Below are 12,472 nucleotides of genomic sequence, written 5' to 3' on the forward strand. Positions count from 1 at the left end.
TTGTCAAAACTCGATTTGCATAATTCTTTTAAATGAAAATTCCGCATTGATGCGGCGCGCGACTGCTATTGAGGAGGTTTAATATGTTCGATACCGGCAATACCGGCTTTATGCTGGTGGCGACCAGTCTGGTTATGCTTATGACACCCGGACTGGCCTTTTTTTATGGCGGCCTGGTTGGTCGTAAAAACGTCCTGTCAATCATGATTCAAAGTTTTGTCTCCATGGGCGTAACGACCATTATCTGGTACGCTATCGGATTTTCGCTGTGTTTCAGCGGCGGTGAAGGCGGTATCATCGGTAATCTCGATATGGCCTTCCTTCGGGGTGTCGATCCCCTGACCCCGTTCGGCAACGGCCAGATTCCGATGATTGTCTTTATTTCCTACCAGATGATGTTTGCCATCATTACTCCGGCTCTGATCACCGGCGCTTTTTCCAATCGGGTACGCTTCCCCGCCTACCTGCTATTTCTGATAGCCTGGTTGATCCTGGTCTATTTCCCGTTCGTACATATGATCTGGGGCGGCGGACTGCTGGCCCAATGGGGAGTTCTGGACTTTGCCGGCGGCATTGCGGTCCATAATATTGCCGGGATGGCGGCTCTGGCCTCGGTTCTGTTTGTCGGTAAACGACGAATTAAAGATGCCGTTCCGCACAGTATTCCGCTGGTAGCCCTGGGGACCGGCCTGCTCTGGTTCGGCTGGTACGGGTTCAATGCCGGCAGTGAACTTCAGGTCGATTCAATCACCGCCCTGGCTTTTTTAAACACCGATGTCGCCGCTTCTTTCGCGGCCATCTCGTGGCTTTTTCTGGCCTGGATTCTAGAACGAAAACCGAAATTCGTGGGGCTCCTGACCGGAGCCGTAGCCGGTCTGGCAACCATCACCCCGGCGGCGGCTTTTGTCTCAACAGCCAGTGCCGCTGTTATCGGCATTCTGGCCGGTGTTGTCTGCTATGGTGCGGTCAGCCTGAAAAACCGGTTGCAGTGGGATGATGCTCTGGATGTCTGGGGAGTGCACGGAGTCGGCGGCGCCCTGGGAATTATAATGCTGGGTCTGCTCGGTTCTACCGTCGTAAACCCGGGCGGGGCGAACGGTCTGTTTTTCGGGGGCGGAAATTTCTTTTTTAAACAAATCGTCGCCATCGTCATTTCATCGATGTACGCTTTCGTATTCACCTATGCCATGCTCTGGGTGATTAACCTGTTTATCAAAGTGAGGACTTCCGAGGCCGAAGAAGGAACACTGGATATGTCGCTTCACGGCGAAACCGCCTACGAACAACTGTAACCGGTTTTTTCGGATAAGGAAAGGATCATTTTATGAAACGGTCAAAGTTTATATTTATGGCGTTGGTTCTATTACTGGTCGTCAATCTCTGTCCGGGAATTTCATCGGCTCAGTCCGGTCCCGAAATCAACACCGGGGCCGATATTGTCAGCCGCTATGTCTGGCGCGGAACCGACTTCTGGGCCGCCCCCAATATTCAGCCATCTCTTTCTATCGGCTACGCCGGACTGGAACTGGGCGTTTGGGGGGCTTACACGCTGGCCAATAATACCGAGGAAACCGATGAAATCGACACCTGGCTGAGTTACACCTATAACATCGAAAATTCCGTCTCTATCACGGTTCTGGCCACCGATTATTACTTCCCCAACACCGGAATAAAATGGGGAAACTTCAACGACTATGATAACGATGACGGACCCGGAGCCCACACCATTGAGTTGGGCGCCGGTATAACCGGACCGGAGGCTTTCCCGCTTTCGGTTTTCGGCTATATCAATGTATATAATGATGAGGGGAACAATGCCTATTTCCAGGCGGATTATCCATTTCAGGTCAAAGAAACCGAGTTGAACGTCTTTATCGGTGCCGCATCCGGAAGCGAAGACAATCCCGATTATTATGGAACGGACGATCTGCAGGTAATCAATCTCGGCGTTCGGGCGGAACGCGACATCAAGATATCCGGCGATTTCACCCTGCCCCTGTCAGTATCATTCATCATGAATCCGAATATCGAGGTGAGTTACCTGGTACTTGGATTCAGTCTGTGATTTTTTCTGACAGCGCTGACCACATAAAAGAAGCCGGGCATTACCCCCGGCTTTTTTAAAAAGGTAATTTTACTTTAATTGCCGTCCCATCCGTAGATCCGGGCCAGGAGCCACCAGAAGGCCTTGCCTTTCTGATAGCAGTTGAAACAGTGTGAATGGGCACATGAGGCGCAGTCGGCACAGTCATTTTCATCGCACCATTCGTAGCACCATCCGCAGGAATCGGCTTCATCGGGATAGTAAGTCCCATCGGGATCGTAGCTTTCGATATCCGCAAAGTCGAACAGGATTCGGTCGGTGCTGTCACAATAGTCCCTGATGCGGTTATTGCTGGTGTACAAAGCGCCGTCAACCCCGCCGCCGTCGAGGTGGCCGGTCATATAGATGAAAACGACCCCGGGGTAAGCCTGCTCCAGTTCGCTCATTTTGGCCAGGTAAATATTAATCCCGGCCTCATCGGTCACCGAACAACCGCCGCACCACGACCACATGACCATGTTGATATCCGGGTGGGCATTAAGGTAGGTCCGGGTGATGGGAGCCCAGGAGGTGTCGCCGTTCGAACCCAGATCATCGGAGACTTCCTGGTAATACGGCCGGTTATACATCGTATCCTCTTCTTCAAGCATGATAAGTCCCCGCACGATCTGACTGCCGTGAGAGGTATGGCCGTAGTACAGCTTCAAATTTTCCTTGATCGTCTGAAGGTACGAGGTCGGGATCAGATCAAAATCGGCGGCGGCATTATGATCGGCCAAAAGATTGCCGACCGGATTACCGGTGGTATCCTGGGTAGTATCCTCGCCGGAACCATTATCGACGACCCCGTTATCACTGTCGCACCGGATGGAAAAAACAATTAAAATCATTAAAACAATAGTCAAAGCCAAGCTGGATAATCTGGTTTTCATGGTCTCCTCCTTTCACAAAGAGACTGCCAATATCACATTGGGATTGAATTCAGGCTATATTAATATCTTCGGCCGGAACTCGGTCGAAATTGAAAAATTTATGGGGCGACTCAGGTTTTGGAGAATGGGCAGATGTTATTACCGGACAAGCAGATATGGTTACTTCTTTCCTTTTTGTTCAGCTTTTAAACGCTTTAACTCAGATTCACTGTAATAGCGTGTAAAGGTCCGCTGGGCACCTATTTCTGTTTTCAGGGATTTATCCATCCTATAATCGCCCGACTCGGTCAAACGGTCGAAAAAGCGCTTGTCCATTTGATAGATAATATACTGCAGGTGGGTCGGGTGGCTGATACTTCCAATACTGACCTGGAATTCATTGTAGGTTTCGCCATGTTCGCCGATTCCGGCAAAGCATTCTTCACCGAAGATATTGCCGCTCGAATCGGCCGTCCCGACAATTGTCTGCCAATTACTCAGCCCGCCTTCAGGGATTATTTCACTACGGAGACGGTCGGTTAATTCTTTTTCTCTTTTTTCGGAGTACGGTATCTCGTCAGTTGCCATAATGACATAAACCAGGCTGTCACGATAAAACCCGTACATGATGGCGAAATTCAATCCGCCTATTTCGAACACCTGCGGGTACTGACCGTTTTTTGCTATATAGAGACTCAGATTGGTCGCGAATTTATCGGACAAATACCTCTCATTGCTTTTTTCCAGCAGGGGAGTTCCGATCGTCGCCAGTTCCGCCGTCCGGGCGATTTGATCGCGACTTGTTCCCCACGCATAGCCGGCGTGATTATCCTGGGCCAAGAGGGCGGCCGGTAACAGGCCGACCAGGATTAATACTCGCAATACTTTGAACACCAAAAAGACCTCCGAATATGCCTGATGTTATTTTTATTATATACAAGATAATATATAAATGTCAATTTGGCAGTAATTTTTATTTTTCGACTTTTCTCTATTGACAAGCCTTGCCGGATAAATATTCTTAATCAATTGCATTAAGCGAAACAGGGCGGCGACTACGGTGGGCAGGCCCGTTCAGGCTATGTTTTGCCTGAGGAGACCCGGGTGGTTATGGCCATTTTTTCGGTAAGGAAATCAAGATCTCTTCCCGACGCTCTTCCTTTCAGGGAGAGCCATTACCGCGATCTCAAACGCCGTCATATCATCCGCCTGCTGTTGACCTACCTCGCCCCGCTGATGATTCTGGTGGTTTATTTTTTCTATCAGTACAACCAGGTAATTCTTGAGGGACAGCGAATGCATCTGCGGGCAATTGCCGAAAACCAGGCCAACACTCTCAACCTTTTTCTTTCGGAGCGGCTGGTTAATCTTTCCAACCTGATCGATGATCCCAAATTTCATTTTCCGCCCGAATCGGAGGCCATGCCGGTTTATCTCAGGAAACTGCAGAGTAACAGCGAGGCCTTTGTCGATATCGGTTATTTTGATCCGGCCGGGGTTCAGGAGGCGTATTCCGGTCCTTTTCCCATGCTCGAAAAACGTAACTACAGTTCGGAATCATGGTACCGCGAATTGATCCGGGGTGATTCCGATTTTACTATCACCGACATCTATTTGGGATTCCGGGAGCGCCCGCATTTCACCATGGCCGTCAGGCGGATGAGCGACAGCCAGTATGTGGTTCTTCGGGCCACTCTCAGCCCCGAAAAAATATACGACTATATCCGTTCGCTGGAAGGCGCCGGGGAAGTTTTCACCTCGATTGTCAACCAGGCCGGATATTACCAGCTGGTGACACCGCATATCGGCACGATTCTGGAATCCTCATCGTTTGTGCCTCCCCGTGAACCCCGGCTGGGGTCGGAGGTGATATCCATTCAGGGCAATCAGGTCAGCTATGCTTATTCCTGGCTTCGTAACGCCGACTGGGCGTTGATCACTCAGTGGGCCTCAACTCAGGACACCTCGATTTTCTCCGGTTTCCGCCTTAGACTGCTTTTAATATCGGCCGGGTTGATTTTGGTCATCATGCTGATAATACTGAATCGGGCCGGGAAACTGGTGGAATCCCAGATTGATTCCGATCAGACTCGCGCCCAGCTGGAACATGCCGCCAAACTGGCTTCGATCGGTGAACTGGCCGCCGGAATCGCCCACGAAATAAATAATCCCCTGGCCATTATCAATGAAGAAGCGGGTCTCGCCAAGGATCTGATCGGTTCCGAATTCGGCGAGCCGATCACTGTCCAGGAGCTGGTCCCGCATCTGAATACCATCCAGGAATCGGTCTTCCGGTGCCGCGATATCACCCGTAAACTGCTGGGTTTTGTGCGGCGGACCGATCTGGATTTGAAACCGCACGATATCCATTTCCTGATCGACGGTGTCGTGGATGGTATCCTGGGTAAGGAAATTGAGGTTTCCAATATCACCATCTCGCGCGAGTATGGCCGGGATATCCCCGAGTTGGTCATCGATGGTAATCAGTTTCAACAGGTGCTTCTGAATATTCTCAACAACGGGATCGATGCCATCGAAGGCCGGCCTGGAAAAATCACCATCACCACTGAGCGGATCGGGAAAAATGTCCTGATCGCCATTGCCGACACCGGCAAGGGTATGACATCCGATCAGCGCGAGCATATTTTTGTCCCTTTTTATACGACCAAGGAGGTGGGCAAGGGAACCGGACTGGGCCTGTCGGTCAGTTACGGCATAATCAAGAATCTGGGGGGTAAAATCGAAGTGGAAAGCAAACCCGGAGCCGGGAGCAGGTTTAGTATCAGCTTGCCCCTGAAACCTCGATAGTGATAACAAATATGTTAGGCTCTGCCGGTTTATATCCGATGACAAAGACCGGCTGAAAGTTTGGATAGTATTATGGATACAAAGCGTGTCAAAGACTTGATGGTGCCGCTCAATGAATATGCGACGGTAAGCGAGGATACCACTTTGCTGGAAACCATCGGTAAATTTGAGGAGGCTCAAAGAAAACGCGATCGCCGACGCCAGCCGTTTCGCGCTGTCCTGGTTCTCGATAAGGAGGGCCGGGTGGTGGGCAAGCTGGGGCAACTGGCTTTTCTGAAGGCCCTGGAACCGGAGCGAACCGTCCTGGGGGATATGGGCAAACTGGCCGTGGCCGGTGTCAGCGCCGAGTTTATCAATTCCATGATGAGCCATTTCCGATTTTTCCAGGATAACCTGACCGATCTCTGCTCACGGGCACGGTATCTAAAAGTCAAGGATGTCATGCACCCGGTAACGGAGTGCATCGATGAAAATGCATCCATGGGCGAGGCCATTACCAAAATGGTGGCCTGGCAGACTCTTTCGATTCTGGTCTGCCGGGGACAAAACCGGGAGGTGGTCGGGCTTCTGAGATTATCCGATCTGTGCCAGGAAGTCGCCGAATTCATGAAATCTTTGCCGGAATGAAAATAATAACGAGGTGGAGCTGATTAATGCCGAAAGTACTGCTGGTCGATGATGAGGATCAATTTCGCGAATCAATCGCCAAACGTCTGAGATTGAGAGAATATGACGTCATCCAGGTCGATAATGGCGAAGACGCCATCAAGGCCGCCCGGAGCGACCGGGAGATTGATGTCGTTCTCCTGGATCGGAAAATGCCGGGAATGGATGGCGAACAGGTCCTCAAGGAACTCAGGGAATTCCGGCCGGAATTACAGGTCATTATGCTGACGGCCTTCGCCAGCATGGAGTCGGCCATGGCAACCGGCAAGCTGGAAGCCTATGCTTATATGGAAAAACCCTGCGACTTCGGGGAGTTGGTCAAGGTTATCGATTCGGCTCGCGCCGATCGGGTTCACCTGATGGCCCGCCAGGAAATCCCCCATGTGGAGCGCGGTTCGTTCCGGAAGTGGCTTAAGGGATCGCATAATTCTCGGCCCGGTATAATTATTCTCGGTATCATCCTCTTTGCGGTTTTGGTTCTGATGCCCACCCCGGATCGCCTGATGACGCTCCTTTCGAGCCCCAAAACGGGTGAATTGAGTGATCCCGACCTGGGTTATGCGAGCTACCGGAAAATGGAAAAGGGCGAAAATGTGGCGCATTATTACAGCAAGTCCTCGAAGATGGATAAGGTGAGTTATGATGCTGAAGGCAAAAAAGTAGCCGAACCCCTGACTCCATCCGAGGTGGCCACGCGCGCCAAAATTATGCTCGGGGTCCTTCTCATGGCGGCCCTGTTCTGGGCCAGCGGAGCGGTTCCGGTGGGAATTACCGCCTTGGTGGTCGGGGTGGGAATGTATTTCGGCGGGATATTGCAGCCGGATGATATTGCCGGGGCTTATGCTAAGGATGCCGTCATATTCATTTTCGGTGTCCTGGCGATGTCCAAAGCAATCGGCAAAACCGGGCTTGACCGCCGGATCGGTCTTCTCCTGCTCGGCCCGGCGAAAACTCTGCCGCGGTTGCTTTTCATCTTTTTGCCATTGATGGCAATTTCCTGTTCAATTGTTTCTGAACATGCCATGGTGGCCTTCATTATGCCCCTGTTTCTGATGGTCTATGCCACCTCGACCCGCGCTTCGGGAATAAAACGAGATAAAGCCCTGATGGTTATGCTGGCTCTGACCCTCTGCTACACGGCCAATTCGGGCGGACCCGGATCTCCGGCCGCAGGCGGGCGCAATGCCATCATGATGGGCATTCTGGCCGATTATGGGATTCAACCCACTTTCGGGCAATGGGTCCAGTACGGCATGCCGTTCGTCCCGGTTATGGCCCTGGTTATCGCCACTTATTTCTATTTCACCTTCCGTAACAAAATCCAGGTCCGCGATCTTAATATCTCGGCCATTGTAAAGGATGCCGATCAGAAAATCGGACCGATGAATCGGAACGAATATATCACTGCCGTGATCCTGATCGGTTTGATCATCCTCTGGGTTACGGCCAGTGACAGATTCGGGATGGGCGGCCCGGTTATCCTGGCGATCGTCCTTCTTAATATTTTCCGTATCCTGCGATGGCGTGATATTGTCTCCATTCCCTGGGATGTGGTGGCTCTCTATGCCAGCGCCAGCGCCATCGGCAAAGGACTGGCGGTTACCGGGGGAGCCTTATTTATGGCCGACAGCTTTATAAATATCCTGCCGGAATTTCTGCGAAGCGGCGAATGGCTGGCGGTTGCCGCCAGTCTTTTTACCGGGCTGACGACCAATTTCATGTCCGATGGCGCCACTGTTTCGGCGATCGGGCCGATAACCGTGCCGATGGCCCAAATTGCCGCCACCAACCCATGGATGGTCGGCTTCGCCACCGCTTTCGCTTCATCTTTTGCCCATACCATGATAATCGGAACACCGAGCAATGCCATTGTCTATGCTCTGGCCAAGGATCCGATAACCGGAGAACAGCTGGTGACCCTGGGTGATTTCTTCCGGCATGGCATAATCATTCTCCTGCTTTCATTTGTAGTACTGTGGGGCTGGACCATCTTCGGTTACTGGAGAATTATAGGTTTTTAATATAGAGAGGAAGGAAATTATGCCTGACAAGATCAAGCTCCTTATAGTCGATGATGAAGTTAAATTCCTGGATTCGATTGCCCGGCGTTTGGAACTCCGGGGATTTGATGTCACCAAGGCGATTAATGGAATGGAGGCCATTGAAGCTACCAGGAAAGACAAGTTTGACCTGGCCCTGCTCGATCTTAAAATGCCGGGAATGGATGGTAAAGAGGTGCTCGAAATCCTTAAGAAGGAACATAAATTTCTCGAGGTCATCATTCTGACCGGCCACGGGTCGATGGATTCGGCCGTTGAATGTACCAAGCTGGGGGCTTTCAGCTATCTGCCCAAACCCTACGAACTGGAAAAACTTCTGGAAATTCTGGAGCAGGCCTACAAAGCCCGGCTGGAGAAAAAATTCAGGCTCGACGAGGTGCGTATGCAAAAGCTGGCCAAACTGGCCGCCGGTTCGAGCGCCCTGGGCATTCTGCGCGAGATGCAGAAACTTGATGATGAAGAGAAGTGAAATTACCCATTATGATTTGCGTAAAACCGTCCGGGATGAAGATATCCGCGAGCCGTTTTTAACTGCCGCCACCATCCTTCATCCGGCCTTGAATGACAATCTCGGTTAAAGGCTTCCGGTCATTGGGCTGTTCGGATTTTTTCATATCGTCATCAAGCTTTTCGCGGTCGCCGTAACGTCCAATGGCAAAAGCGGCGATTACCCGATAATCATCCGGGGAGATATTCAGGGTTTGGCTGGCTTTCTCGGTATCGAATCCCGCCATGGCATGAGTGTACAAGCCCAGCATCCGGGCCTGAAGCGTCATCGCCATCCAGGCCGCTCCGCAATCGAACTCCGCCCAGTGATTTGATTTATTGTTTTTGCCAAATCGCCGCCGAGCGAGAATAAAACCGACAACCGGCGCGGTGGCTGTCCAGATTTGGTTGAATTCGCTCAAAACCGAGCGGTAGCGCCTCAGATCATCCGGTGAAGTGGCATAACAGAACAGCCACGGCTGTTCGTTATAACAGGATGGTGACCAGCGGGCGGCTTCGAACAAACTCCGGATGATATTGTCATCGAGCGGCTCCGGATCGAAAGCCCGCGGTGACCAGCGGTTGATAAAAATCGGATCTATTACATATCCCGGTCGACGTTGATTGATGATTTGTATGCCGCTGTCTTTATACAGTTTTGTCATGAATCATCCTTTCTTCTTAATGCCATTTACTACTTTAACACCCGGCCATATACCGGGTTCCGTCGATATCGGAAAATCGTCGCAGGGAAGCCATATTTTGATTGACACGGCCGGGCTAATTATCTATATTTATATTGAATTGGGAGACTGTTTGTAAGATACCCCGGGTTTGATTGGGAATCGCAATACCCGCATTTCACCTCAAAAGCTCTTCAGCGTTGTGGCTGGATTAATATTTATGCATTTTAGAAATACATTCGAATGCTGTTGGATTGCAATAATGAGAAACAAGCATACTTCGGCATCAACCCGGCCGGGCCTCATTATGAGAAATATTCTCCCGGCGAAAAGTATGACATCCTTTAATTGCGATAATTAAAGATGGGAATTAAGGAAGGGAGGTGAGTAGCAGAGGGATTTTCTCTCAACATTCAATACTATTCTTATAAATAATTTCCTTTTCCGGGCGGCGATATGTGATTGCCCGTAACCGGGACGCCTCCCGAAAGGATTCTGGTAATGAAAGGAGAAAAGAATGCCAAAGAAATTTATTGTTATTATGATTTTCTCGCTACTGCTGATTGCTGTTCTGGCGCTGAACGCCATGGCGGTAGAATCGGCCCAGAAGAATATCTGGAAGCAGAGGGAAAATATCACCAAAAATTCCAAAACCAGGCTTGCTGGTGTCGAGAGTAATATCGGTTATGTCCCGCCATCGCTTCAACAGGATCTTAGTTTTGACGCCATCCGTTCGCTCTCCCCGGGTATGGATATCGGTATTACCACCCATGATTTCCAGAGTAACGGACGTCAGAACCGCATGGTTGACTGGCGAAGCAACGAGATGGTTCATTTCATCTGGATGAAATCGACAACCATGGATAACAGCAGCCTTGACGGCGGAACGGCCTATGAGATTTGGGATTCCGATGAAGCGACATTCGTATTTGAAGGAACCGGCGGCGGTTGTGATATCCATCCGCGTATGGGTCTGGGAGTCAATTTCTCAGGTTATGTAGCCCTGGATGTCGATACCGAGGGAAAAGCCGTTATCGCCAATCACCACGATGAGGGTGCTGGTTGGGCTTCGACCGTCTGGTATGATTTTGACGCCGGCGCCTGCTTCTTCTCCCCATATAAGCGCCGGGTACCCGATTCCCTGATGGAATACGGCGTTCCTCCATCCGATATCGCCGCCGGTAATGGCGTTTTTGTCTGGCCGTCAATGGAATACCAGGTTTATGACGGTGATACCGTAACCCACGTGATCGGCCATCAGATTGAGGGCGATCGCGATCCGGAATCATCCTACGAGAATTATTTCCGTCGGATCGGCTCCGATACCGTTGGCGCCTGGGATTATCCGCCGGTCATTATCGATACCATTCCCTGTATCGCCAATACCGTCACGGCCTCCCGTATCAGCGGCAAAGTGGCTCTGACCTGGCTGGCTCCTCCGGGAGAGTATCCGGGCGATCCGGAATCACTGGCCCGCGACTGGCTCGATCCGGGATTGGGCGTCAACCAGCGAACCAATGATGTGTATGCCATGATCTCTTATGATATGGGCGCAACCTGGCAGCCGAAATTCAATGTCTCCAAGTATGATTCAACCAAAGGCGGCTGGCTCGGCCACAGCGATATCTCGGCCCTGCTGGATACCGATGACTATCTGCATATTGTCTGGAACGCCCGTGAGATCATTCCCGCCGATGAAGGTCTCGGTGAATATACCAATTTCTGGGGTTCCCGTGTCCTCCACTGGGATGAATTCAACGATGAGATTAGAACGGTTAAGGACGCCAACTGGAATATAGCTGATGAGGCTTTCAATGACAGTACCTGTACCGGTGGCGCCTGGAACGAAATGAGCCTGAGCAAACCGATGATCTCGGAATGCGATGGCAAGTTCTACACCATCTTTGTCCAGTTCCTCGACATCGCCAATGGTATCCATGATGACTGCGCCCTGCTTCGCTGGGAAGGTGCCGGTTATGCCGGAACCGCCAATGGCGAATTGTATATTTCGGTTTCCGATAACGGCGGTTATAACTGGGATATTGCCCGTAACCTGACCAACAGTTACACGCCGCTTTGCGATACCGCCACCGGAACTACCAATCCGTGCGATGCCGATCACTACCCGGCTATGCCGCGCTATGGCATGGAAGTGGTTGATGGCGATTTTACCGGCGTGCCGATTGTCGATCCTTCCGGATCGTACAGCGGTGATTTTTATCTTGATGTTCTTTACGTCAACGATAAATTCCCTGGTTCGGAATCCCAGGATGCGGGTATCTGGACCACCAACCCGGTCAAGTGGTTCCGGGTTCCCTGCGTGGAACCGGTTCCCAATCCGGTGCTGGCTTACTCGCCGCAGCAGATTGCTCCTCCAACCTGGACCAAGCCAGGTAATCAGCTCGATTCCGTGATCAAGCTGGAGAACATCGGTAATGCGCCTTTGACGATCAACAGCATTACGATTGCCGTGACACCCGGCGATCCGGCCTGGCTCGATGTCAGCAACTATGGCCCGATTACGATTTCTCACCTGTCGCCAAACTTCACTACTGTTGATTTGTACATGAACGACGGCGGGATTATAACAACCGGCCCGGATGTTCTGACCGGTTACGTGATTATCAATTCCAATTCCATCGGCGGCAGTATTGACACGATTCAGGTTGATCTGATCGTGGCCGATACCGTGCAATTCCCGGAATTGTCTGAAATTCGTACCAACTGCGTCCGTCTCTCCTTCAGCAATGCCGGTGGCATTGGTGATGCCGGCGGTCCGAGCGGCAACGGCGGTTACAACCTGAACTACTTCAA

10 protein-coding genes are annotated in these 12,472 nt (G+C 51.2%); 7 read left to right on the forward strand and 3 right to left on the reverse strand.

Annotated elements, in window-relative coordinates:
- The first annotated feature begins 83 nt into the window (after positions 1-83).
- Both JXQ28_06125 and JXQ28_06130 read left to right on the forward strand, forming a co-directional pair.
- Entirely contained in the window at positions 84-1,292 is a 1,209-nt protein-coding gene (locus JXQ28_06125; GenBank protein ID MBN2277306.1) for an ammonium transporter, read from the forward strand.
- A gap of 32 nt (positions 1,293-1,324) precedes the next feature.
- Positions 1,325-2,065, forward strand: a complete 741-nt coding sequence (locus tag JXQ28_06130) for a hypothetical protein (protein MBN2277307.1) — start codon at positions 1,325-1,327, stop codon at positions 2,063-2,065.
- Between the two features lie 74 nt (positions 2,066-2,139).
- Here JXQ28_06130 and JXQ28_06135 read toward each other — a convergent pair whose 3' ends face one another.
- The gene (locus JXQ28_06135) at positions 2,140-2,976 is read right to left on the reverse strand and encodes a hypothetical protein (protein MBN2277308.1); all 837 of its coding nucleotides are present in this window, start codon (positions 2,974-2,976) and stop codon (positions 2,140-2,142) included.
- A gap of 159 nt (positions 2,977-3,135) precedes the next feature.
- Positions 3,136-3,849 carry a hypothetical protein gene (locus tag JXQ28_06140; GenBank protein MBN2277309.1) on the reverse strand — a complete coding sequence of 238 codons (714 nt, stop codon included), beginning with the start codon at positions 3,847-3,849 and terminating at the stop codon, positions 3,136-3,138.
- Positions 3,850-4,041: 192 nt separating this feature from the next.
- Between JXQ28_06140 and JXQ28_06145 the strand changes: the two genes are divergently transcribed.
- From JXQ28_06145 to JXQ28_06160, 4 genes are all read left to right on the forward strand, one after another.
- The gene (locus JXQ28_06145; protein ID MBN2277310.1) at positions 4,042-5,763 is read left to right on the forward strand and encodes a histidine kinase; all 1,722 of its coding nucleotides are present in this window, start codon (positions 4,042-4,044) and stop codon (positions 5,761-5,763) included.
- Between the two features lie 72 nt (positions 5,764-5,835).
- The gene (locus tag JXQ28_06150; GenBank protein MBN2277311.1) at positions 5,836-6,390 is read left to right on the forward strand and encodes a CBS domain-containing protein; all 555 of its coding nucleotides are present in this window, start codon (positions 5,836-5,838) and stop codon (positions 6,388-6,390) included.
- A 26-nt stretch (positions 6,391-6,416) separates the two neighbouring features.
- Complete coding sequence (locus JXQ28_06155) at positions 6,417-8,450, forward strand: anion permease (protein ID MBN2277312.1); 2,034 nt, start codon at positions 6,417-6,419, stop codon at positions 8,448-8,450.
- A gap of 19 nt (positions 8,451-8,469) precedes the next feature.
- Positions 8,470-8,958 carry a response regulator gene (locus JXQ28_06160; GenBank protein MBN2277313.1) on the forward strand — a complete coding sequence of 163 codons (489 nt, stop codon included), beginning with the start codon at positions 8,470-8,472 and terminating at the stop codon, positions 8,956-8,958.
- Between the two features lie 58 nt (positions 8,959-9,016).
- Here the strand turns inward: JXQ28_06160 and JXQ28_06165 are convergent, their stop codons facing one another.
- Complete coding sequence (locus tag JXQ28_06165) at positions 9,017-9,640, reverse strand: nitroreductase family protein (GenBank protein ID MBN2277314.1); 624 nt, start codon at positions 9,638-9,640, stop codon at positions 9,017-9,019.
- A gap of 535 nt (positions 9,641-10,175) precedes the next feature.
- Between JXQ28_06165 and JXQ28_06170 the strand changes: the two genes are divergently transcribed.
- Positions 10,176-12,472, forward strand: a 2,297-nt coding sequence (locus tag JXQ28_06170) for a hypothetical protein (protein MBN2277315.1), incomplete at its 3' end; no start/stop codon positions are given.

The sequence above is a fragment of the Candidatus Zixiibacteriota bacterium genome (assembly GCA_016933955.1).
Taxonomy (GTDB): Bacteria; Zixibacteria; MSB-5A5; order GN15; family PGXB01; genus JAFGTT01.

Bases quoted from the DNA above. Each gene is read 5' to 3' on its own strand.
- JXQ28_06130 (MBN2277307.1), top strand. From the start codon at position 1,325: ATGAAACGGTCAAAGTTTATATTTATGGCGTTGGTTCTATTACTGGTC.
- JXQ28_06155 (MBN2277312.1), top strand. From the start codon at position 6,417: ATGCCGAAAGTACTGCTGGTCGATGATGAGGATCAATTTCGCGAATCA.
- JXQ28_06160 (MBN2277313.1), top strand. From the start codon at position 8,470: ATGCCTGACAAGATCAAGCTCCTTATAGTCGATGATGAAGTTAAATTC.
- JXQ28_06165 (MBN2277314.1), bottom strand. From the start codon at position 9,640: ATGACAAAACTGTATAAAGACAGCGGCATACAAATCATCAATCAACGT.
- JXQ28_06135 (MBN2277308.1), bottom strand. From the start codon at position 2,976: ATGAAAACCAGATTATCCAGCTTGGCTTTGACTATTGTTTTAATGATT.
- JXQ28_06150 (MBN2277311.1), top strand. From the start codon at position 5,836: ATGGATACAAAGCGTGTCAAAGACTTGATGGTGCCGCTCAATGAATAT.
- JXQ28_06125 (MBN2277306.1), top strand. From the start codon at position 84: ATGTTCGATACCGGCAATACCGGCTTTATGCTGGTGGCGACCAGTCTG.